At 72.2% G+C, this 22766-nt stretch carries 15 protein-coding genes and 1 riboswitch; of the genes, 6 read left to right on the top strand and 9 right to left on the bottom strand.

The window, feature by feature from the left end; all coding sequences use genetic code 11:
• Nucleotides 1-106: 106 nt before the first annotated feature.
• From ACYVD5_RS17600 to glgP, 6 genes are all read right to left on the bottom strand, one after another.
• Nucleotides 107-916, bottom strand: coding sequence for an enoyl-CoA hydratase/isomerase family protein (locus ACYVD5_RS17600; RefSeq protein ID WP_461002151.1), 810 nt, complete (start codon nucleotides 914-916; stop codon nucleotides 107-109).
• A gap of 139 nt (nucleotides 917-1055) precedes the next feature.
• Nucleotides 1056-1781 (bottom strand): energy-coupling factor transporter transmembrane component T, encoded by a 726-nt coding sequence (locus tag ACYVD5_RS17595; RefSeq protein ID WP_461002150.1) that lies wholly within the window; start codon nucleotides 1779-1781, stop codon nucleotides 1056-1058.
• 217 nt (nucleotides 1782-1998) lie between these two features.
• Entirely contained in the window at nucleotides 1999-3711 is a 1713-nt protein-coding gene (locus tag ACYVD5_RS17590) for an ABC transporter ATP-binding protein (RefSeq protein WP_461002149.1), read from the bottom strand.
• The gene (locus ACYVD5_RS17585) at nucleotides 3708-4280 is read right to left on the bottom strand and encodes an ECF transporter S component (RefSeq protein WP_461002159.1); all 573 of its coding nucleotides are present in this window, start codon (nucleotides 4278-4280) and stop codon (nucleotides 3708-3710) included. Before ACYVD5_RS17585 ends, ACYVD5_RS17590 begins: the two co-directional genes overlap by 4 nt.
• 153 nt (nucleotides 4281-4433) lie before the next feature.
• A riboswitch (TPP riboswitch) is annotated at nucleotides 4434-4543 on the bottom strand.
• 198 nt (nucleotides 4544-4741) lie between these two features.
• Nucleotides 4742-5518 (bottom strand): methyltransferase domain-containing protein, encoded by a 777-nt coding sequence (locus ACYVD5_RS17580; RefSeq protein ID WP_461002148.1) that lies wholly within the window; start codon nucleotides 5516-5518, stop codon nucleotides 4742-4744.
• Nucleotides 5519-6270: 752 nt separating this feature from the next.
• Entirely contained in the window at nucleotides 6271-8949 is a 2679-nt protein-coding gene (gene glgP, locus ACYVD5_RS17575) for an alpha-glucan family phosphorylase (RefSeq protein WP_461002147.1), read from the bottom strand.
• A gap of 587 nt (nucleotides 8950-9536) precedes the next feature.
• On the opposite strand from glgP, the gene ACYVD5_RS17570 reads away from it, so the two are divergent.
• From ACYVD5_RS17570 to glgB, 4 genes are all read left to right on the top strand, one after another.
• Entirely contained in the window at nucleotides 9537-11510 is a 1974-nt protein-coding gene (locus ACYVD5_RS17570) for an alpha-1,4-glucan--maltose-1-phosphate maltosyltransferase (RefSeq protein WP_461002146.1), read from the top strand.
• A gap of 157 nt (nucleotides 11511-11667) precedes the next feature.
• Nucleotides 11668-13518, top strand: coding sequence for a maltose alpha-D-glucosyltransferase (gene treS / locus ACYVD5_RS17565; RefSeq protein WP_461002158.1), 1851 nt, complete (start codon nucleotides 11668-11670; stop codon nucleotides 13516-13518).
• Between the two features lie 20 nt (nucleotides 13519-13538).
• Nucleotides 13539-15098 carry a maltokinase N-terminal cap-like domain-containing protein gene (locus ACYVD5_RS17560; RefSeq protein ID WP_461002145.1) on the top strand — a complete coding sequence of 520 codons (1560 nt, stop codon included), beginning with the start codon at nucleotides 13539-13541 and terminating at the stop codon, nucleotides 15096-15098.
• A gap of 44 nt (nucleotides 15099-15142) precedes the next feature.
• Nucleotides 15143-17353 (top strand): 1,4-alpha-glucan branching protein GlgB, encoded by a 2211-nt coding sequence (glgB, locus tag ACYVD5_RS17555; RefSeq protein WP_461002144.1) that lies wholly within the window; start codon nucleotides 15143-15145, stop codon nucleotides 17351-17353.
• Nucleotides 17354-17456: 103 nt separating this feature from the next.
• Here glgB and ACYVD5_RS17550 read toward each other — a convergent pair whose 3' ends face one another.
• Nucleotides 17457-18149 (bottom strand): hypothetical protein, encoded by a 693-nt coding sequence (locus ACYVD5_RS17550; protein ID WP_461002143.1) that lies wholly within the window; start codon nucleotides 18147-18149, stop codon nucleotides 17457-17459.
• A gap of 167 nt (nucleotides 18150-18316) precedes the next feature.
• On the opposite strand from ACYVD5_RS17550, the gene ACYVD5_RS17545 reads away from it, so the two are divergent.
• Both ACYVD5_RS17545 and ACYVD5_RS17540 read left to right on the top strand, forming a co-directional pair.
• On the top strand, nucleotides 18317-20083 hold the full coding sequence (locus tag ACYVD5_RS17545) for a S49 family peptidase (protein ID WP_461002142.1): 1767 nt from the start codon (nucleotides 18317-18319) through the stop codon (nucleotides 20081-20083).
• A gap of 23 nt (nucleotides 20084-20106) precedes the next feature.
• Nucleotides 20107-20577, top strand: coding sequence for a flavin reductase family protein (locus ACYVD5_RS17540; RefSeq protein ID WP_461002157.1), 471 nt, complete (start codon nucleotides 20107-20109; stop codon nucleotides 20575-20577).
• Nucleotides 20578-21018: 441 nt separating this feature from the next.
• Here the strand turns inward: ACYVD5_RS17540 and ACYVD5_RS17535 are convergent, their stop codons facing one another.
• Together ACYVD5_RS17535 and ACYVD5_RS17530 are read right to left on the bottom strand one after the other, a co-directional pair.
• Nucleotides 21019-21936 (bottom strand): ABC transporter substrate-binding protein, encoded by a 918-nt coding sequence (locus ACYVD5_RS17535; RefSeq protein ID WP_461002141.1) that lies wholly within the window; start codon nucleotides 21934-21936, stop codon nucleotides 21019-21021.
• Nucleotides 21937-22007: 71 nt separating this feature from the next.
• Nucleotides 22008-22691, bottom strand: coding sequence for an ABC transporter permease (locus ACYVD5_RS17530; protein WP_461002140.1), 684 nt, complete (start codon nucleotides 22689-22691; stop codon nucleotides 22008-22010).
• Between the last annotated feature and the right edge of the window lie 75 nt (nucleotides 22692-22766).

Genomic DNA, 22766 nt, shown 5'->3' with positions numbered 1-22766 from the left:
CATCGTCATCGTCGTGTTCCGGTGCCGCCGCCACCGCCGCGGGTCCGCGACGGCCCGGGCGAACGGCCGGACCGGCGGCGGAGCGGGCGGGCGGGCGCGGCAGAGCTTAACGGCCGGAAAAGCGGGCCTTGCCGGGCCCTTCCTCGACGAAGCTGCGCATCCCCGCCTTCTGGTCCTCGGTGGCGAACAGGCCGGAGAACTGCAGCCGCTCGATCTCCAGCCCGGTGGCGATGTCGGTCTCCAACCCGCCGTCGATGGCCTCCTTGGCCGCTGCCAGCGCCACCGCGGGCCCGTTGGCGTAGCTCGCCGCCATCGCCGCCGCGTGGCCGTAGACCTCGGCGGCCGGGACGACCGAGTCGACCAGGCCCATGGCGAGCGCTTCGTCGGCGCCCACGTGGCGCCCGGTGAAGATCAGGTCCTTGGCCCGGGCCGGACCGATCAGCCGGGGCAGGCGCTGGGTGCCGCCGGCACCGGGGATGACGCCGAGCCTGATCTCGGGCTGGCCCAGCCGGGCGTCCTCGGCGGCCACCCGGAAGTCGGCACACAGCGCCAGCTCGCACCCGCCGCCCAGTGCGAAACCGGTGACGGCGGCAATGACCGGCTTGGGGATACGCGCCACCGCGGTCAGCGAGCCCTGCAGGATCCGGGAGTGGGCTGCCATGTCGGTATAGCCCATTTCGGCCATCTCTTTTACGTCCGCGCCAGCGGCGAAAACCCGCTCGCCGCCGTAGATGACGACGGCGCACACCTCGCCATCGGTGGCAACCTGCTCGGCCGCGACCGCGAGTTCGCGCTGCATCTGCGCGTCGAGCGCGTTCATCTTCGGCCGGTCCAGCCGGATCACGGCGACCGCCGGGTTCTTTGGATCACGCTCTACCCGGACGACCTCGCCCGCGGTCCCATCGAAACTCGCCACCCGGCACCCTCCGCCACATCGTCGGCCGCGTCTTCCGCCGCCCCACGTTCCAATACCTACCACTGCCCGCGCTGCGTGGTCTCCACCCCTGCCCGCCCCTGCCGGCGGCCGGCCGGCACGTGCGGGCGGGCGGGCGGCGTCAGAAGGTCAGCGGCGTCCAGGTGCCCGCCGCCGCCGAAACGGCGTGGGCGATGGCCAGTACGGCTGCGGTACCGGTGATGAGCAGGGTGTCCGCACGCCGCCAGCGGCTGAGCCGGGCGTGGCTGCGCGGGCCGCCGGCGAAACCGCGGGCGTCCATGGCCATCGCCAGCAGCGTTCCCGTCCGTATCGCCCGCACCAGGAGCGCAAACGCCTTTCCGGCGAAGATGGCGACCGCGCGCAGCGGGTTGCCGCCGGAATCCAGTCCGCGGGCGCGGCGCGCCCGGCCCAGGGTGCGCCACTGCTCCAGCAGCAGCGGCACCAGCCGCAGCGCGGCCAGCACCGCGATGGCCGGGCGCTCGGGCACGCGCAGCCGCTGGACCAGCGAATCGGCCATGTCGGTGGGATCGCTGGTGATCGCCGCGAGCACGCTGGGCAGCGCGATCGCCAGGAGCCGCACCGCCGCCCCGGCCGCGGCCATCGGCCCGTCCTCGCCGAAGACCAGGTTGACCAGGCCGATCGATGCGCCCATGACCAGCAGCGGGGCGCACACCGCCGCCAGCCGGGCCGGGCCCGGCCCCGAGAACGGAAGCAGCGCCAGCCCGGCCGCCAGCACCACCGCCGCGGTCACCGGGTCCACGACCGGGATCAGCCCGGCGGCGACGAGCAGGGCGGCAAGCAGCTTGCCCGCGGGATCGGCCCGCGCCAGCCAGGCCCGCGGCGGCACGCCGGCGGCGTCGGCGGAGTGCGCGTCCCGCGGTGCGCCCGGTTCCGCGGGAGGCCGCGGTTCCCCCCGCTCCCCCGGCTCCCCGTGTTCCCGGGGTGCCTGCGCCTCGGGGGGTTCCCGTTCGGGAGTCCGCGCGGCAGGGCCGGCGGCGACCGCGGCACGCGGACGGCCGGAGCCCTGCGGCCGGGGCCCCGCGGTCGGACCCTCGCGCGCAGGCTCAGCGGCGCTCATCCGCATCTCCTTTCCCCGGCTCCGGTTCCGCGGGCTCCCGCGGTTCGCCACCGGCGCCGCCGTCCCGCTGCCCGTGCGCACCCGCGCCCACGCCAGCGGGGCCATGGGGCAGGGATGCGGCGCCCGGCGCTGCCCGGCCGGGCGGCGGCTGCGGGCGGCCGGTGCGGCCGGCGAGCAGCGGGATCTCGGTATCGGCGAAGCAGCGCAGCAGTGCCGTGTCGTGGGTGGCGGTGACGATGGCGCGGCCCTGGGCGCGCAGTTCGGCCAGCAACTCCACCAGTTCCCGCCACGTACGGGTGTCCTGGCCGAACGTCGGCTCGTCCAGCAGGAGCACGTCGGGGCTGTGTGCAGCGCCGGAGCTCAGTGCGGTGGCCACCGACAGCCGCCGCTTTTCGCCGCCGGAGAGGGTGAAGGGATGCACATCGGCGAGTGGGGCCAGCCGCAGGCGGTCCAGCAACCCGTCCACCCGCCGCTGTGTCTCGGGCCGCCCCAGCCCGGCCCGGCGCGGCGCGAAAGCCAACTCGTCGCGGACGCTTCCGGTGACGAACTGGTCCTCCGCGTGCTGGAACACCGTTCCCACGTGGCGCGCGAGGAGCCGGGCCCGCCACTTCGCCAGCGGGCGGGTACCGGCCTTGCGCAGGCGGCCGCGCGGCAAAACCGTGCCGGTGTCGGGTGCGGCCAGTCCGGCGAGCAGCCCCAGCAGCGTGGATTTGCCCGCCCCGTTGGGCCCGGTCAGCACGGTCGAGCAGCCTTCACGCACCGCCGCGTCGGCGCCATGCAGCACCGTGGCGCCGGAGGTCCCCAGCAATCCGCCGTCGCCGGGGGCGCGGGCCGTGCAGTCCGCGGCCTCGATCACGGCCGGCCCGGGGGTGCCCGCGCGCACCTGCGGCCGCGGCTCCCTGCCCGGAACCCACACGCCCTGCTCGGCGAGGCGCCGGCCGTGGTCGGCGAAGACGGCGGCGGGCGCGCCGTCGGCGACAACTCCGCCCCCGGGTTCGACCACGACCACCCGGTCGACCAGGTCGGCCACGCCCGCCGCCGCTCCGCCCATGGCGGTGCCGCCGACGACCTCGGCGACGCGGTGCTCCACGAGCACCATCGTCGCTTCGCTCCTGCGCAGCAGGGCCTCCAGCACGCGCCGCACGCGGGCGGCGCCGGCGTGGTCGAGGTTGGCGGTGGGCTCGTCGAGCAGCAGCAGGCCGGGCCGCATCGCCAGCGCGCCGGCCAGCACCAGCCGCTGTTTCTCCCCGCCGGACAGGGCTGCGGTGGGCCGGTCGGGCCCGTAACCGAAGCCGACCTCGTCCAGGGCGGCGCGAACCCGCGCCCAGATCTCCGCGCGGTCGAGGCCGAGGTTCTCCGGGCCGAATGCGGCGTCGTCGCCGGCGCGGGCCATGACCAGTTGGGTCTCGGGGTCCTGGCTCACCAGCGCGACCGCGCCGCGCCGGGCGGCGGCGGGCGCGCCGTCGATGCGCAGCCGCCCTTCCTCGTCGCCCGAGACGGCGCCGGCGGCGCCGGTCAGCCCGGCCAGGGCGTGCAGCAGCGTGCTCTTGCCGGCCCCTGACGCGCCCAGCAGCAGCACGCGCTCGCCGGGTTCGACGGCAAGGTCGACACCGCGCAGCGCCCAGTCGGCGCGGCCGGAATGGCGCCAGCCCCAGCCGGCCAGCTCCACCCGCGCCCCGCCACCGCCGGCAGCGTTCATCCGCGTGCCGATGGGAAGGCCGAAAGCGCGCCGGCGCGGGCCAGCGCGGAGGTCAGCAGCCGGGCGCCCGCACCGCCGATGACGGCGGCGCTGACAACGACGAGTACACCGAAGGCGACCTGGAAGGACAGCGGCCAGGTCGGGTAGTAGCGGACGTTGTCCCAGATGGCCGGGGCGATTCCGGCCGCGGCGGCGGCGAGCATCGCGGTGGGCATGCCCCAGCGGCGGTAGCGGCCGGCGGCAAAGACGAGTTCGGGCAGCAGCCCTTGCAGGAATCCGGCGACGATGACGCCGACGCCCCACGGTGTCCCCAGGACCATGGAGACGAACGCCGCGGCCGTCGAGGTCAGCACCGCCGCGCCGGGTTTGCGGACGATCAGGCCGCCGAGGACTCCGGGCAGCAGCCACATGCCGTAGATGGCGGCTTGGGCGGGCGGGAAGAAGGCGAACAGCGGGGCGGTCACCTCCCACAGCAGGTTCCAGGCCCAGAAGATCACGCCCACGGCCACGCCCAGGACGGCCGGGACGACGATGTCGACGGTGCGGTACGCCGGGAGGGCGCGCCGCAGCCGTTGGGAGAATGCGTTGTTGCCCGTGCCGGTGGTCGGTACTTGCCCGGTCAATGGGTCGTCCCTTCGCAGTGCGAGGGGGCCCCAGCCCAAGAGCGCCAACCGGGCCCGGGTGCAGCGCGGATCGGACCGCGCGGTCGCCGGGTCGGCTGACGGGTTCACTTCACGACTTCCTGCGCTGGCATTACCCAGATCAGGTGGTGTGAGGGTCTGCGGTTTTGCAACCGCACTCTCAGCGCCAAAGCGCTCCCCTGTCGGTTTTGCCTCCATTATGGGGACTTCGGCATACCAAAGGTCAAGGCGGCACCCTTCGCTGCAGGTCAACGGGGTTAGCCTGCATCGGCCAGGCGGGCGGTGCGCCCCGCTAACCGGCGACCCGGCGACCGGCTCCGCCGACACTGCCGGCACTCCCCCGAGCCCCGCCGCCGCACCGGGCCGGCCGCCTCGCACGACCGGCCGCCTCAGCCGCGGTTGCGTGCCTCGATGAGGAAACGGGTCGAGTGGGCGGTGAAGGAACCTTCGGCCCGGATGCGGTCGTGCAGTTTCCGCAAGGCGCCGCGGTAGCGCTCGACCGTGAACCCCGGGACGATCCAGATCACCTTGCGCAGGAAGTACACCACCGCGCCGATGTCGTGGAACTCCGCACGCAGCGTCTCCATCCGCAGGTCGCGGACTTCCAGCCCGGCCTCCTGCGCGGCGGACGCCGCGGCGTCGGGGTGGCGGCGGTTGCGGACCGCGGGCGGTTGCGGGCCGAGGAAGTGCTCCACCAACTCGAAGAGGCTCGCCGGGCCCACGTGCTGCGCGAAGTAGTCGCCGCCGGGACGCAGCACACGGGCGATCTCCGACCAGTGGGTCTCGACCGGGTGCCGGCTCACCACCAGGTCGAAGACCCCATCGGTGAACGGCAGCGGCGGCTCGCCCGCTGTGGCGACCACGGCCGCGCCGCGCGGGTGCAGGCGCGCGGCGGCGCGGGCGGCGTTGGGCGGCCAGGACTCCGTGGCAACGGTCAGCACCGGCAACTCGGGCACCTCGGCGAGGACCTCGCCGCCGCCGGTCTCGATGTCCAGAGCGGCACGGGCGCCGGCCATCCGCTCGGCCATGGACCGGGCATAGCCCCACGAAGGCCGCTCCTCGCTCGCGCGTCCCTCCAGCCAGGAGAAATCCCAGCCCTCTACCGGGGCAGCGGCGGCTTCGGCCACCAGAGCCTCGAAGTCGCCGCCGCCGATGTTGCCGCCCATGCGTCCGATCCGCCTTTCCGCGCTGCACTGCCCGCTCCGCCCGGGCCGGCAACTCCCGGCCCTGGGGACCCCGCGGGCGGAGGCTGCCAGTGCGGCTCCGAATGCGCCAGCGGTTTTCCCGGCGGCGCCCGGCGGCAACGGCCGGCTGTGCGGCCTTGTGGTCTGCCGGGTGACAGGTTGGTCTGGGGAAAAGCGGCACCGAGGGCGGTGGCGGCCCGGGTGGGCGGGCACGTGTCCGCTATATCGGGTTCCGGGGCTCAAGTTAGCGATGATCATGCAGAAATGCCCGTCTCAGCTTTGATATTTGGTCATCTCTGCATGATCATCATGCTGGGCAGTCCATAAGTGACGTATTGCTTCTGAGATGCCCGGTTTGCGTTCTGATTCGGGTGGGATGAAACAGGTAGCGCGGTCAGCCGCAACGCCGCCCCACCGCCGCCCCGTTGCGGCTTCGACCACCCGTGCACGGCACCGGTGGTCGCCCGCCGGAGCCCGCGCTGCCCCCGGCGCCGCTTTTCCTTGCAGGCCGCCCGGCACCCGGCCGACTGCAAGGCCGCACAGCGGACCGGTGCCGCCCCGTTAGGGCCGCTACTGCCCGCTCGCAGTACCGCCGGCAGTCGGCCTCAACCCTCCGCGGCAGTCGCTGCCGCATTTCACGTTCAGACCACCCCTCGGCCGACCGCGGACAAGGCCGCCGAGCGGACCCCCGCATCGGCCCGGCCCACCCCGCGCCGGTGCGGCGCAACCGCCCCTCAGCGCAGCACCATCCCGTCGTCGGGGCTCTCGGGCAGGTCGGGCACCGCTACCAGGCCCATCTCGGCGGGTTCGCTCAGCAGCGGGTGGCTCGGCAGTACCCGCACCGTGAACCCGCAGTTTCCGGCGCGGGCCAGCGGCACGGCCCCGCTGTAGCGCACCACACCGGAGCCTTTCCGCGGTGGGCTCTCGGCCGATGCGCGGCCCTGCGCCGCCGTGCCGGCGGTGCCGCAGGCCGGGGGGTCTTCGGCCGCGAGCTCGGCCAGCGCCGGGTCGACCAGCGCCTCGGAGTCCGACACCCGGCCCAGGGCGACCTCGACCCGCACATCGTCGGGGCACAGCCCGCCCAGGGCCACTGACGCGCGCACTCCGAGGTCGCCGCCGACCAGCGGCGGCCCGTCGGTGCCGGCCATCTCGATGTGCTCGACCCGCACACTCGGCCAGGCGGCCCGCACCCGCTGTTTCCAGGCGGCGAGTTCGCGTGCGCCGCGCATGTCGGAGGCGGCCAGGATCCGCGAGGAGTCGGCGGCGCCCTGGTAGAGCCGGGTGGCGTAGTCGCGGAACATGCGCGTGGCCAGCACCTTGGGCCCCAGGGATACCAGCGTGTGCTTGACCATCTCCAGCCAGCGCTTGGGCAGGCCGCGGTCGTCGAAGTCGTAGAACAGCGGTGCAACCTGCTGCTCGACCAGTTCGTACAGCGCCGCCGCCTCAAGGGCGTCGCGCCGGTCGGGGTCGTCGACACCGTCGGCGGTGGGGATGGCCCAGCCGTTGGAGCCGTCGTGCCACTCCTCCCACCAGCCATCGCGCACGGAGAGGTTGAGGCCGCCGTTGAGCGCGGCTTTCATGCCCGAGGTGCCGCACGCCTCAAGCGGGCGCAGCGGGTTGTTCAGCCACACGTCGCAGCCCTGCACCAGCGAGCGCGCCAGCGCCATGTCGTAGTCGGGCAGGAACACGATCCTGCGCCGCACCCGGGGGTCGTCGGCGAAGCGGACGATCTCCTGGATGAGCCGCTTGCCGCCTTCGTCGGCCGGGTGGGCCTTGCCCGCGACGACGATCTGCAGCGGGCGGTCGGGGTCGTGCAGCAGCGACGCGAGCCGGCCGCGGTCGTGCAGCATCAGCGTGAGCCGCTTGTAGGAAGGCACGCGGCGGGCAAAGCCGATGGTGAGTACCTCGGGGTCGAGCACGTCGTCGATCCAGCCGAGTTCGGCCCCGCTGGCGCCGCGCCGCCGCCACGAGGCGCGCAGGCGCGCGCGGGCGTCGGCGACCAGGCGCTCGCGCAGGGTGCGGCGCATCTGCCAGAGCTCGTCCTCGGACGCGCCGGTGAGTTTGCGCCAGCCTTCGGCGCTGGTGAACTCGCCGGTGTCGGGCACCATGCGCCGGGCGAGTTCCTGGGCTTCCTCGGCCACCCAGGTGCGCGCGTGCACCCCGTTGGTGACGGCGGTGATGGGGACTTCGGCGGTGTCGAAACCGGGCCACAGGCCGCGGAACATGTCGCGGCTGACCGCACCGTGCAGTTTGCTGACCCCGTTGACCCGCTGGGCCAGCCGCATGCCCATGACGGCCATGTTGAACACCGCGGGGTCGCCGCCGGCGAAGTCCTCGGCGCCCAGCGCCAGCACGTCCTCGGCGGCCAGGCCGGCCGCCACGGAGTCGCCGGCGGCGAAGTGCCGGTGGACGAGGTCGCGGGCAAAGCGGTCGATTCCGGCCGATACGGGGGTATGCGTGGTGAAGACGGTGGCGGCCCGGGTGGCCTCGACGGCCTCGCGGAAGGACAGCCCGCCGCTGACGTACTCGCGCACGCGTTCGACGCCGAGGAAGCCGGCGTGGCCCTCGTTCATGTGGAAGACCTCGGGTTCGGGGTGCCCGGACACCCGGCAGTAGGCGCGCACCGCGCGCATGCCGCCCACTCCCAGCAGCAGTTCCTGGCGCAGCCGGTGCTCCTTGCCGCCCCCGTAGAGGCGGTCGGTGACCGCGCACAGGTCGGCGGGGTTGTCCTCGTGGGCGGCGTCGAGCAGCAGCAGCGGCACGCGTCCGGCCCGGGCGACCCATACGCGCGCGCTCAGCCGCCGCCCGCCGGGCAGGTCGAGGCCGACGCATACGGGATCGTCCGCGCTGTCGCGCAACTGGGCCAGCGGCAGGCCGCGGGGATCGACGTCGGGGTAGTCCTCAAGCTGCCAGCCCTCGGGCGACAGCGCCTGGCTGAAGTAGCCGTGCTGGTAGAGCAGGCCGACTCCGATGACCGGGGCGCCGAGGTCGCTGGCGCTCTTGAGGTGGTCGCCGGCCAGGATGCCCAGGCCGCCGGAGTACTGGGGCAGCGCCGCGGTCAGGCCGTACTCGGCCGAGAAGTAGGCGACGGCCGCGGGGGCGGGGTGTTCGCGGGCGTGGTGCTGGTACCAGCGGTCGTCGCCGAGGTAGGCGGCGAGATCGGCGTCGGCCGCGTGCAGCCGCGCTAGGAAACCGGGATCGCCGGCGAGTTCGGCGAAGCGGTCGGCGGCGACCTCGCCGAGCATGCGGAAGGGGTCGTGGCCGCAGCATTCCCACACTTCGGGGTCGACGGCCGCGAACAGTTCGCGTGTCGGAGCGTGCCACGCCCAGCGGAGGTTGGCCGCGAGCCGCTCCAATGGCGCGAGCTCGTCGGGAAGGACAGTGCGGACGGTGAACCTGCGAATCGCCTTCACGCAGCGTGAGGCTAGTCAATCGGGCGCTTGCATGCGACTCTCCACCGCCGTTTTGCGGAAGTTCCCGGGAAAACGCCGCGTTCCGGTCGTGTTCCGGCAGCGTTACCGGCCGCCGCTGCAGCAGTCGGATTTACCAAACCCGAACCACTGCCATGACTCGGTAAATTCCGGACAGTTTCGTCCGCAAGCCGGCTGTCGGACTTGTGTTTCCGGAATATGTCCCCTCGAAACCACGGCCACCTGGGAAACACCGAACGGCACCGGCGGCATATGACCGGTTTGCCGCACCTCCCGCTGCATTGAATCCCTGCAGCTCAGCGGCACCCCAAGAGAGCGTGAGGACAATCACAAAAAATCCCCGCGCCGGGTTGTCGGCGTAGTCCGCGTTCCGGCGTGACGATAGACAGAGAAGCAGGACCGACCCGAAATACCGGAGCAGCCCGACCGGCTCTTCGGTTTATTCGGCCTGCCCGAACACAGCCCGGGGCGCACCGCGCAGCATCCGCGGTCAGCCCATTCGGTTTAAATCCGACAATCCACTCGAATCCCGGCCAACCGTCGGGCATGACGACAATGATGGTGTACCTGTGATTGGACGCATTCCTATTCTCGACGTCTCGCCGGTCCTGGACTACGGCACCGCCAAAGCGGCCGCCGGCGAGACCCTTCCCGTCCGGGCGACGGTGATCCGCGAAGGCCACGACGCCCTCGGCGCCGGGGTCGCCCTCTACGACCCGCAGGGCCGCAGGCACTCGTTCACCCCCATGAGCGAGATCGCACCCGGCACCGACCGCTACGGAGCCGACATCACCGTCGGCGGTGCGGGCCGGTGGAGCTTCAGCGTCGAATCCTGGAGCGACCCCCTGGCCACCTGGCGGCACGCAGCCGCCGTCAAGATCCCGATCGGCCAGGACACCGACCTCGTGCTGGAAGAGGGCGCGCGCCTGTTCGAGCGGGCGGCCCGGCGCGTACCCCGCCAACCCGCGATGGCCCGCATCGCCGCCCTACTGCGCGACGGTTCGCGCACCCCCCAGGACCGCCTGGCCGCCGCAACCGCCCCCGAGGTGACCGCGCAACTCACCGCCGAACCGCTGCGCGACCTTCTCACCCGGACCAAACGCTTCCCGTTGGCCGTGCACCGCCGGCGCGCGCTGGTGGGCTCCTGGTACGAGTTCTTCCCCCGCTCAGAGGGTGCGGCCATGGACGGCGCCGACGGCGCCTGGCGCTCGGGCACCCTCGCCACCGCCGCCAAGCGGCTGCCCGCAATCGCCGACATGGGCTTCGAGGTCGTCTACCTGCCGCCCGTGCACCCGGTGGGCCACTCCTTTCGCAAAGGGCCCAACAACACCCTCACCCCCGGCCCGGGCGACCCCGGATCGGTGTGGGCCATCGGATCGGCCGACGGCGGGCACGACGCGATCCACCCCGACCTGGGCACCCTCGGCGACTTCGACTCCTTCGTGTGCGAAGCGGCCGAGCACGGCCTGGAGATCGCGCTGGACCTGGCGCTGCAGTGCTCGCCGGACCACCCGTGGGTCACCGAGCACCCCGAGTGGTTCACTCACCGCGCCGACGGCTCCATCGCCCACGCCGAGAACCCGCCCAAGAAGTACCAGGACATCTACCCCCTGAACTTCGACAACGACCCCGAGGGCATCTACGCCGAAGTACTGCGGATCGTACGGTTCTGGATGGCGCGCGGAGTGCGCATCTTCCGGGTGGACAACCCGCACACCAAGCCGCTGGCGTTCTGGGAACGGCTGCTGGGCGAGGTCGCCGAGACCGACCCCGACGTGCTCTTCCTGTCCGAAGCCTTCACCCGCCCGGCGGTGATGGCCGCGCTGGCCCGTGCCGGGTTCCACCAGTCCTACACCTACTTCACCTGGCGCAATTCCAAAGAGGAACTGCAGGAGTACCTGACCGAACTCAGCGGCGAGTCCGCGCCGTATATGCGTCCCAACCTGTTCACCAACACCCCCGACATCCTGCCGGCCTACCTCCAGAACGGGGGCAGGCCCGCATTCGAGGTGCGCGCGGTACTCGCGGCCCTGATGTCTCCGGCGTGGGGCGTCTACTCCGGTTACGAGCTCTGCGAGAATACCCCGGTAAAGCCCGGCAGCGAAGAATACCTGGACTCGGAGAAATACCAATACCGTCCCCGGGACTGGGTCGCCGCCGAATCCGATGGAAAAACCATCGCACCGCTACTGCGCAGGCTGAACTCGCTCAGGAGCGAGCACCCTGCACTGCAGGAACTGCGCAACCTGCGGTTCCACCATGCCGACCGGCCGGAGCTGATCTGCTTCTCCAAACGGCTGGCCGGCGCGGGCGCCGGGGGGCGCGACGACGTCGTCCTCGCCGTCGCCAACCTCGATCCGCACCACGCGCAAGAGGCGACGGTGCGGCTCGATCTGCCCGCTCTCGGGTTTTGCCCCGACTCCCGGATAACAGTGACCGACCAGGTGTCCGGGGAATCTTACGTCTGGGGACAGGCCAATTATGTCCGCCTCGACCCGCGTTTCCAGTCCGCACACATATTCACAGTAGGCCCCGCTGAATAAGGCCGTTCGCTATAGGGCTCTGCCTTGAATGAGGCGCACCGCTCTTCGCATACCGGGCCATTGACGCGGCAGGCGCTGGAAAGCCAACTCGTGGAGTAGCCTCGTGACCACATCAGAGCCGGTGCCAGGCACCAGTCACACGACGCCCCTTGCGGCCGTGCCCGATACCTTCACCCACGAGAAGCCACGCGAACCGTACTGGTACAAGCACGCCGTCTTCTACGAGGTGCTCGTCCGCGGTTTCTACGACTCCAACGGCGACGGCACCGGCGACCTGCGCGGGCTGATCGAGAAGCTCGACTACCTCGAATGGCTCGGCATCGACTGCGTGTGGCTGCTGCCCCTGTACGAGTCACCGCTGCGCGACGGCGGCTACGACATCTCCGACTACATGAAGATCCTGCCGGAGTTCGGGCAGATCGCCGACTTCGTGGAACTGGTCGACCAGGCCCACCGCCGCGGCATCCGGGTCATCGCCGACCTGGTCATGAACCACACCAGCGACCAGCACCCGTGGTTCACCGCCTCGCGCGAGGACCCGCAAGGGCCCTACGGCGACTTCTACGTGTGGTCCGACACCACCGAGCGCTACGGTGACGCCCGCATCATCTTCGTCGACACCGAGCAGTCCAACTGGACCTACGACGAAACCCGCGGGCAGTACTACTGGCACCGGTTCTTCTCCCACCAGCCCGACCTCAACTTCGAGAACCCGGCGGTGCAGGAGGCCATCCTCGAAGTGCTGCGTTTCTGGCTGGACCTGGGCATCGACGGTTTCCGGCTGGACGCGGTGCCCTACCTGTACGAGCGCGAGGGCACCAACTGCGAGAACCTCAAGGAAACCCACGAGTTCCTCAAGCGGATCCGCTCCGAGATCGACCGCATCTACCCCGACCGGGTGCTGCTGAGCGAGGCCAACCAGTGGCCCGCCGACGTCGTCGACTACTTCGGCGACTTCGAGGCCGGCGGCGACGAGTGCCACATGAACTTCCACTTCCCGCTGATGCCGCGGATGTTCATGGCGGTGCGCCGCGAACAGCGCTACCCGATCTCGGAGATCCTCGCCCAGACCCCGAAGATCCCGCGCAACTGCCAGTGGGCGATCTTCCTGCGCAACCACGACGAGTTGACGCTGGAGATGGTCACCGACGAAGAACGCGACTACATGTACGCCGAGTACGCCAAGGACCCGCGGATGCGGGCCAACGTCGGCATCCGCCGCCGCCTGGCGCCGCTGCTCGACAACGACAAGAACCAGATCGAGCTGTTCACCGCGCTGCTGCTGTCGCTGCCCGGATCGCCGGTGCTGTACTACGGCGACGAGATCGGCATGGGCGACAACATCTGGCTGGGCGACCGCGACGCGGTGCGCACCCCGATGCAGTGGACCTCCGACCGCAACGCCGGGTTCTCGCGCTGCGACCCGGCGCGGCTGTACCTGCCGCTGATCCTGGACCCGATCCACGGCTTCCAGGCGCTCAACGTCGAGGCCCAGCGCGACAACCCCGGCTCGCTGCTGAACTGGACGCGCAAGATGATCCAGATCCGCAAGCGGCACCCGGTCTTCGGCACCGGCGACTTCACCGAGCTGCACGCGAGCAACCCCAGCGTGCTCGCGTTCGTCCGCGAGTACGGCGACGACCGGATGCTGTGCGTCAACAACCTGTCCCGGTTCCCGCAGCCCGTCGAGCTGGACCTGCGCCGGTTCGAGAACGCCACACCCATCGAGTGCATGGGCGGGGTGCGCTTCCCCGCCATCGGCGAGCTGCCCTACCTCATGACCCTGCCGGGGCACGGCTTCTACTGGTTCCAGCTGCCTCCCGTCGAGGAGGCCGACGGCCCCAGCCCCGACGACCGCAACCGACAAACGCGAACGACACCGCGGCCAGGCGCGGCCGCCGCACGGCAGCGGCCGGCGGCCGCGGCGAGCGGGCCGAGCGCCGCGGCGCCCGAACGGGCCGCCGACGGCGCTTCCCGCGCATCCGGCACCACCGGGCCGCGGCGATAAGCGGAAGAGGTCTCTTGCAGATGACTCAGCTTGAGGAGCTCCTGGCCGACTGGATCCCACGGCAGCGGTGGTTCGCCGGGAAGGGGGCGCCGATCGAGACCGTCACGGTCGAGGCGGAACATGCCCTGCTGAGCGGCGACCCCGGGCTGCGCGTCCTGGTCGTCGATGTCGGCCAGCGCAGCTCAGTATCCAGATACCAGGTGCTCCTCGGGCTGCGCCCGGTGGGGACGCTGCGCGAGGAGCTGGCGCATGCCGCGATCGGCGTGTGCCGCCTCGGCGGCACCGCGCGCACGGTCTACGACGCGGTCCACGACCCGGAGCTGACCGCCCTGCTGCTGGACCGCCTCGCCATCGGCGACGGCTGCCGGGAGCCTGCTGCGGGCAGCACCGCAGCCGGCAACGGCACAGCGGTCAACGGTGCGGCGGCCGGCGCCGCGGGCAACGGTGCGGCGGTCAACGGCACAGTGGCGGCCGACTATTCAATCAACGGCGCCGCGGCCAACGGCACCCCGTTGAGCGGCACCACGCCCGGCGGTGCCGCCACCGGTCCCCGAAGCGCCCCCGTGCGGTTCCGCCGCGTACCCGGCAGCGCCGTGCGCGGCGGGCAGCGCAGCCTGGTGCTCAAGGGTGAGCAGTCCAACACCTCCCTGGTCTACGGCGAGGATTACGTCCTCAAGGCGTTCCGCAGGCTCTGGCCCGGCCTCAACCCGGACCTGGAACTGACCGCGGCGCTGGCCGGATCGCCCTATGTGGCGCGGCCCTACGCCTGGATCGAAACCGACATCGACCAGGGCGGCAGGTCGGTACCGACCACACTGGCGATGCTGCAGGAGTACATGCGCAGCGCGACCGACGGCTGGGTGCTGGCCGCCACCAGCGTGCGCGACCTCTACGCCAACCCCGGCCTCTCCCCCGGCGACGCCGGCGGCGACTTCGCCGGGGAGGCCGAGCGGCTCGGCGCCGCCACCGCCGCCGTGCACCGCGCGCTCGCCCGCGAACTCCCCACCGACGTCCTTTCGCCCCGCGCCCTGCGCGAGCTGGCCGGGTCGATGCTGGGCCGGCTGCGGCTGGCAACCACCGAGGTGCCCGAGCTCCAGCCCTACGTCGGCGTGCTGCGCAGCGCCTACGAGTCGTTCGCGCGCGTCGACGAGCCCCTGCCCATCCAGCGGGTGCACGGCGACTACCACCTGGGCCAGGTGGTGCGCACCGATTCCGGCTGGGTGCTGCTGGACTTCGAAGGCGAGCCCGCCGCCCCGGTCGAGGAACGCCGGCTCCCCTCCAGTCCGCTGCGCGACGTCGCCGGGATGCTGCGCTCGTTCGACTACGCGGCCCGCTACCAGCTCGTGGGCTCGGCGTCGGCACCGGAGCTGGCCCCGGCCGCGCGCGCCTGGGCCCAGCGCAACCGCGATGCTTTCAGCGCCGGCTACGCCTTCGGCGGCGGGATCGACCCCGAGAAGCACCAGACCGTGTTGCGCGCCTTCGAGTACGACAAGGCCGTCTACGAGGTGCTCTACGAGGCGCACAACCGGCCCTCGTGGCTGCGCATCCCGTTGGACTCCATCGCGGCGCTGGCCGCGTGAACCGCCACACCCGCCCACGACAGCCCAGGATGGCCACGATTCCCATGAGCGTCTCCGATACCGCCCTGACCGCAGAGATCGACCGGTTGGTCGCCGGCCGCCACCACGACCCGCACAGCCTGCTCGGCGCACATCCCGGCGCCGGCGGCACCACCGTCGTGCGCACCCTGCGCCCCCTGGCGCGGTCGGTGCACGCGGTGCTGCAGGACGGCACCCGGATCGAGCTGGCGCACGTGCACCAGGGCGTGTTCGCCGCCACCCTGCCCGGCACCGCTCCCGACTACCGGCTGGCCGTCGCCTACGACTGCGGCACCGGTTCCGTCGAGACGACCACCGACGACCCCTACCGCCACCTGCCCACCCTCGGAGAACTCGACCTGCACCTGATCAGGCAGGGCCGCCACGAGGAGCTGTGGCGCGCGCTGGGCGCGCACACCCGCACCCACCCTTCTCCCATGGGCGATGTCGACGGGGTCGGCTTCGCCGTGTGGGCGCCCGGCGCCCAGGGTGTGCGGGTGGTCGGCGACTTCAACCACTGGGACGGCACCGCCCACCCGATGCGCTCGCTGGGCGAAAGCGGCGTGTGGGAACTGTTCGTCCCCGGCATCGGCGACGGCACGCTGTACAAGTTCCGGATCCTGGGCCGCGACGGGCAGTGGCGCGACAAGGCCGACCCGATGGCGTTCGCGACCCAGCGCCCGCCCGAGACCGCCTCGGTCGTGCACACGTCCCGCTACCAGTGGCGCGACGACGCCTGGCTGGCCGAGCGCAAGACCCAGGAGTGGGACCGCCGCCCGATGAGCGTCTACGAGGTCCACCTGGGTTCGTGGCGCCCGGGCCTGTCCTACCTGGAGCTGGCCACCCAGCTGGTGTCCCACGTCCGCGAGATGGGCTTCACGCACGTGGAGCTGCTGCCGGTGGCCGAGCACCCCTTCGGCGGGTCGTGGGGCTACCAGGTCACCTCCTACTACGCGCCGACCGCCCGGTTCGGCTCGCCCGACGACTTCCGGGCGCTCGTCGACGAGCTGCACAGGGCCGGGATCGGGGTGCTGGTCGACTGGGTGCCGGCCCATTTCCCCAAGGACGACTGGGCCCTGGCCCGTTTCGACGGGTCGCCCACCTACGAGCACAACGACCCGCAGCGCGGCGAACACCCGGACTGGGACACGCTGATCTTCGACTACGGCCGCACCGAGGTGCGCAACTTCCTCGTCGCCAACGCGCTGTACTGGCTGGAGGAGTTCCACATCGACGGCCTGCGGGTGGACGCGGTCGCCTCGATGCTGTACCTGGACTACTCGCGGGAGGACGGCGGCTGGTCGGCCAACGAGTTCGGCGGCCGGGAGAACCTGGATGCGCTGGCGTTCCTCCGGGAGCTCAACGCCACCGCCTACCGGCGCAACCCCGGCATCATCATGGCCGCCGAGGAGTCGACCGCCTGGCCGGGGGTCTCGCGCCCCATCGAGCACGGCGGGCTGGGGTTCGGCTTCAAGTGGAACATGGGCTGGATGCACGACACGCTGGAGTACGTCAAGCACGACCCGGTCCACCGGCAGTACCACCACAACGAGGTCACGTTCTCGATGGTCTACGCCTACAGCGAGAACTACGTGCTGCCGCTGTCGCACGACGAGGTCGTGCACGGCAAGGGTTCGCTGCTGTACAAGATGCCCGGCGACGAGTGGCGCCGGTTCGCGGGCCTGCGCGGGCTGCTGGCGTTCATGTGGTCCCACCCGGGCAAGCAGCTGCTGTTCATGGGCGGCGAGATCGGCCACGGCGAGGAGTGGTCGCACGAGGCGGGCGTGCAGTGGTGGCTGCTCGACCACGCCTACCACCGCGGCGTGCGCTCGCTGGTGATCGAGCTGAACCGCATCTACCGGGCCACCCCGGCGCTGTGGTCGCTGGACACCGACCCGGCCGGGTTCACCTGGCTGGACGGGGGCGACTCCGCCGGCAACACGCTGTCCTTCCTGCGCCACGGCGACGACGGGTCGGTGCTGGCGTGCCTGGTCAACTTCTCGCCCGAGACCCGCACCGGCCGCCGGGTGGGGCTGCCCAAGGCGGGGACGTGGCGCGAGGTCCTCAACACCGACTCGGTGGACTACTGCGGCAGCGGGGTGGCCGCCGCGGGGTCGGCGGGGTCGGCAGGCACGCGGGGTTCGGTGCGGGCCCGGGCCGGAGAGTGGAACGGCCAGCCGGCTTCGGCGACCGTGACCATCCCGCCGCTGGGCGCGGTCTGGCTGGCGCCTGCCTGATCCGGCCGGGTGCGCGCGACGCGCGGCGGTGCGGCCGGTCCGCTGGGGCTTGGCTCCTGCGGACCGGCCGCACCCGGCACCCGGGGCCGGGCCAGGGTTCGGGTCACTTCCGCTTGTAGGCGTCGGTGTTCATCGACTCGGCGATCTTGTCGTAGAGCGCGGAGTACTGGGTGTCGACCGACCATGCGTAAACGGCGATGTCGCTCTCCGGCAGGAACCACAGCCGCACCTCGAAGGTGTCGCCGTTCTCGCAGTCGACCTTCCACTCGCGGTGGTGGGACTTGAGGCCGTCGGCGTGCTCGGTCAGGCCCTGGGGGTTGTCGACCTCCAGCGCCTCGGCGCCGGTGACCCCGACGTCGCCGGCTGCGGCGGTGCCCAGGCTGCGGCAGGTGGTGGGGGTGGAGGCCCAGCCGTCGGGCTTGTTGTACTGCTTCTTGGGCCACTTGTTGGCGTCGTTCTTCGCCACGTGCGGCATGACCTTCACCGAGCCGTAGCCGCAGGAGTCCTGGCCGGGCGGGCGCATGCACAGTTGCCCGCCGGTGGTGTCGACGCTCCAGTTCTTGGGCGCGCCGATCTTGATGCCCTTGATCTCGGCGGTGGTGAAACCGCCGGAGGGCGGCGCGGGCTCGGCGGCTGCGACCACGGCGCTATAGGTGGAGTCGGGCTTGGGCGCGGCGTCGGAGCCGCCGGAGCCGCCCGCTCCGCACCCCGACGCCAGCAGTGCCAGTGCCGCACCGGCCGCGGCGGTGGTCGCTGCGGCGGTCCTGGACCGCGCTGAACCGGACGTGCCGGACATGGGCTTCCTTTCTGGTCCACGCTTGACCCCACGACGATAGCGGCACCCACCGACCACCGCGCCACCCCCGCGGGCCGGGCGGGCACCGGGCGCTGGGCGTACGGCCGTGCAGCGCCGACTTCGGCCGCATCGCGGCACCGGGCCGAACGGCGCACTAGCCTGTGGGCATGGTGCATCCGGTGAAGCTGCTCGACCCCGTGAACCGAATCCAGCAGCGGCGCAGCGGCCCGCTGATACTGGAACTCGACCTCACCGACGGGCTGGCCGAGGAAGCGCCGGCCGATCCGCTGGGCCAGATCCTCGCCCGGCGCCACCAGCAGCTCCGCGACGTCGTCGAGGGGATCCGCCGCGGCGCGCAGGACCCGCGCGTCAAGGCGCTGGTGGCCAAGATCGACGGCCGGCCCCTGGGCATTGCCAAGGTGCAGGAGGTGCGCGCGGCGGTGGCCGCGTTCCGCGCCGCAGGCAAGGACACCGTGGCGTGGGCGGAGTCCTACGGCGACTTCGGCCCCGGCACCGTCCCCTACTATTTGGCCACCGCCTTCGCCGAGGTCGCCCTGGTGCCGACCGGCTCGGTCGGGCTCACCGGGCTGAGCCTGAGCACCACGTTCCTCGGCGGCGCAGCCGAGCGGCTCGGGGTGCGGTTGGAGGGCGGCACGCGCCACGAGTACAAGAACGCGCCGAACAAGTTCACCGAGACGGGCTACACCGAGCCGCACCGCGAGAACACCGAGCGGCTGCTGGCGTCGCTGGGCGACCAGGTCACCGAGGGGATCGCCGAGGGGCGCGGGCTGAGCACCGAACGGGTGCGCGAGCTCACCGACCGGGGACCGCTCCTGGCGGCCGAGGCACTGGAGGCCGGACTCGTCGACAGGCTGGCCTACCGCGATGAGGTCTACGACGAACTGCGCGCACGCCATACCGGCGAAACCAACGGTCGGGCCGTTCCCGCCCGCGCCGACGGCACCGACCGTGCCGACCGCGGCAGTGCGCCCGGCGACCCGCGGCTGGTGTACGTGGGCCGCTACCGGCAGCGCGCCGCCGTCTCCGAGCGGATCCCGGTGCGCGCCGGCGGCTACATCGCGCTGGTCACCGCAACCGGCCTCATCACCGGCGGACGCAGCCGCCGCTCCGCGCTGGGCGGCGAGACCATGGGCGCCGACACGGTTGCGGCGGCCCTGCGCGCCGCCCGCCGCGACCGGAACGTGCAAGCGGTCGTCTTCCGGGTCGACAGCCGCGGCGGCTCGGCGGTCGCCTCCGACGTCATCCGACGCGAAGTTGCGCTGACCCGCGAATCGGGCACACCCGTCATCGCTTCGCTGGGCGACATCGCCGGATCCGGCGGCTACTACATCGTGATGGATGCCGACGCGATCGCCGCCCGCCCCGGCACGCTCACCGGGTCCATCGGCGTCTACAGCGGCAAACCGGTCCTGGCGGGGCTGCTGGAGCGGCTCGGCGTCAACAGCGAGTCCGTCGACGGCGGCGCCCACGCCTCGATGTTCGGCTCCGACCGCGGGTTCACCGACTCCGAGTGGGAACGCGTCAACGCCATGCTCGACAGCACCTACGGCGACTTCACCGGCAAGGTCGCCCGCGCCCGCGGGCTGAGCGCCGAGCAGGTCGACTCCGTGGCACGCGGGCGCATCCTCACCGGCCGCGACGCCCACGCCGGCGGGCTGGTCGACGACCTGGGCGGGCTGCCCGCGGCAGTGCGGCTGGCCCGCGAAAAGGCCGGCCTGCCCGAGGGCCGGCTGCGGTCCTTCCCCGCGGCCGGGCCGTGGGAGCGGCTGATACCGGCGGAGTCCAGCGAGGACCGCACCCAGGCGCCGGAGTCCGCGGTGGCGCTGCGCGGCGACCTCGCCGAGCTGGCCGCACGCGCGGGGATCCCCGCCGCCGCGTCGCTGACGGTGCCGGGTTCCTGGGAGATCCGGTGAACCCGGCGGAGTTCACCGAGACCATGGCCAACTTCGCCACCGGCGTGACCGTGGTGACCGTGCGCGACGACCGCGACGACATCGGCAGCACGGTCAGCGCCTTCACATCGGTCTCGGCCGATCCGCCGCTGGTCATGGTGGGTGTGTCGGTCGAGAGCTACCTGTGCGAGGTGATCGACGCCCAGGGCCGCTTCGCCGTCAGCGTCCTGGGCGAGGGCCAGCGCGCACTGGCGGGCCGGTTCGCGGCCGAGGGCAGGCCCAGCGCCCGGCTGCTGCTGGCCAGTGAGCCGCACCGGCGCGGCGAGCACACCGGTGCGCTGCTGCTGGAGTCGGCGATCGCCGCGTTGGAGTGCACGGTCGAGCAACGCGTGGCGGCCGGCGACCACGTGGCCTACATCGCCGCGGTCGAGACCCTGCCGGCGGTGGGTTCCGGGCGGCCGTCCGAGACCCGGCCGCTGATCCGCTATGGCGGCCGATACCGCGCTCTGGGCTGAGCCAAACTCCCTAGAGAGATAACCCTTCGCCTCCCGCGGCCACGGGTTTATGTGCGGCGGGGATAGTTCACCGCGCCCGCCGCCCGTCGTCCAATGGAGGCATGGATGGCTTCTATACCGTGCTGGGAATCCTCGTGGTCGGGCTCATCCTGGCCATGATCCTCTGACCCCCCTCCCACGACCGCACGCCCGCACGCTTTCCACCCGCTCCGCACGACACCGCAGACCTCTGCACGACACCGCATAGGGCCGCACGGGACCGCACACACAACGCCGCACTGCGCTACACCGCTTTTGCACCGCTGCACCAGAACCGCACCGCACGCCCCCGAGGACGCCCGGCGGCGCAGCACCGCCCGCTCCGCGCGGGATGCGCGCTGCGCCGCCGCGCGGCCCGCCGCACTGCTGAGCACCGCGCCGGCCAGGTCCTCGGGTACCGGTTCAGGCCAGGCCGGCCTCGGCCAGCCAGTCGGCGGCGACCTCGTCGGCCTCCTCGTGGTCGACCTGTACGCGGCTGTCGAGCTCGGTCAGCTGCTCGGTGGTCAGCTCGGCCGAGACCGCGTTGAGTACGTCGCGGGCCTGCGGCCCCACGTCATCCTTGTTGATCAGCGGGGTGACGTTCTGCGAGCCGAACAGGTTCTCGGGGTCCTCCAGCGCGACGAAGTCGCCCGTTGTGAAGGCCGGGTCGGTGGTGAACAGGTTGGCCGCCTGGACATCGCCGCCGCGCAGCCCCTCGACCAGCAGGTTGCCTTCCAACGGGGTGAACTCGCCGAACTCCACCCCGTAGACGTCCTGCAACCCGGGCACGCCCTGAGTGCGGGTCTCGAACTCGGCCGGGGCGCCCAGGGCCATGTCGCCCGCCACGCCCTTGAGGTCGCCGAGGGTGGCCAGGTCCTCCTGTTCGGCGGTCTCGCTGGTGACGGAGATGGTGTCCTTGTTCTCGGCCGGGGACGACTCCAGGATCGCCAGGTTCTCGGGCAGTTCCTTGCGCACCGCCGCGTTGGTCTCCTCGGTGGTGCCCGACTCGGCATCGGGGTTGAGGTGGAAGAGGACCGCGCCGTTGTACTCGGGGAAGACCGACAAGTTGCCCTGGGCGATCTGGTCGTAGTAGACCTCGCGGCTGCCGATGTCCAGCTGGGTCTCAACGGCGATGCCTTCGGCCTTGAGCGCCTGGGCGTAAATCCGGGCGAGCAGGGTGCTCTCCGGGAAGTTCGCCGATCCCACGACGATCGCGCCGCCGCCGGAGCCGTCCTGGCCGCCCCCGTCCCCTTCGCCGGAGTAGGGGTCGCCACCGCCGCAGGCGGCCAGCAGTAGGACCAGAGGAGCGATGGCGATCGCGGACCGGGTCGGAGTGCGCATGGTTCACCTTCTCGTGTGTGCGGGTGCGGGTGGGGTTTTCGGTGCGGCAGGATCCGGGCGTGCGGGCGGCTTCAGGTGGAGGCGGTTTCGGGGCGGGTGCGCAGTCCGCGGGCGACGACCCAGCGGCGCAGCAGCGCGAACAGCCCGGTGACCGACAGGGCCAGCAGCACCACCAGCAGCGCGCCGCCGAGGATCTGCGCGATGAGCTGCTGGGACTGGCCGTCGACGATGAACCTGCCCAGGCCGCCGATGCCCACGTAGGCGGCGATGGTGGCCGTCGAGACGACCTGGACCGCGGCGGTGCGCAGCCCCAGCAGGATCAGCGGCATGGCCAGCGGTATCTCCAGCCGCGCCAGCACCTCGCCGCCGCGCATGCCCATGCCGCGGGCGGCGTCGGTGATCTGCGGGTCGACGCCGCGCACGCCTTCGTAGGTGTTGACCAGGATGGGCGGCACGGCCAGCGCGACCAGCGCCACCAGCACCGGCGCCAGGCCCAGCCCCATGCCCAGGACGACCAGGGTGAGCACGCCGATGGTGGGCAGCGCGCGGGCGAAGTTGGCCAGGCTGATGGCCAGGAACCCGCCGCGGCCGGTGTGCCCGGTCAGCAGGCCGACCGGGACCGCGATCGCGGCGGAGAGCACCAGCGCCAGCAGCGAGTAGTAGACGTGTTCGGCGAACCGGGCCGGGATGCCGCCCGACCCGTGCCAGTTCTCGGGCCGGGCGAACCAGGCGGCCACGTCGGCGAGCAGGCTCATTGCGGGTCCCCCTTTCCGGCGCGGGCCGCGGCCGCCTCCGGCGCACGGCCGCGCGGGCGGGCGCCGCGGCCGGTG

The organism is Streptomonospora sediminis, assembly GCF_054778995.1.
This window is presented reverse-complemented; position numbering and strand designations above follow the sequence as displayed.

Coding starts and splice junctions, on each gene's coding strand:
- glgB (WP_461002144.1), top strand. CDS start 15,143: ATGAGCGTCTCCGATACCGCCCTGACCGCAGAGATCGACCGGTTGGTC.
- ACYVD5_RS17580 (WP_461002148.1), bottom strand. CDS start 5,518: ATGGGCGGCAACATCGGCGGCGGCGACTTCGAGGCTCTGGTGGCCGAA.
- ACYVD5_RS17560 (WP_461002145.1), top strand. CDS start 13,539: ATGACTCAGCTTGAGGAGCTCCTGGCCGACTGGATCCCACGGCAGCGG.
- ACYVD5_RS17530 (WP_461002140.1), bottom strand. CDS start 22,691: ATGAGCCTGCTCGCCGACGTGGCCGCCTGGTTCGCCCGGCCCGAGAAC.
- ACYVD5_RS17535 (WP_461002141.1), bottom strand. CDS start 21,936: ATGCGCACTCCGACCCGGTCCGCGATCGCCATCGCTCCTCTGGTCCTA.
- ACYVD5_RS17550 (WP_461002143.1), bottom strand. CDS start 18,149: ATGTCCGGCACGTCCGGTTCAGCGCGGTCCAGGACCGCCGCAGCGACC.
- ACYVD5_RS17590 (WP_461002149.1), bottom strand. CDS start 3,711: ATGAACGCTGCCGGCGGTGGCGGGGCGCGGGTGGAGCTGGCCGGCTGG.
- ACYVD5_RS17540 (WP_461002157.1), top strand. CDS start 20,107: ATGGCCAACTTCGCCACCGGCGTGACCGTGGTGACCGTGCGCGACGAC.
- ACYVD5_RS17545 (WP_461002142.1), top strand. CDS start 18,317: ATGGTGCATCCGGTGAAGCTGCTCGACCCCGTGAACCGAATCCAGCAG.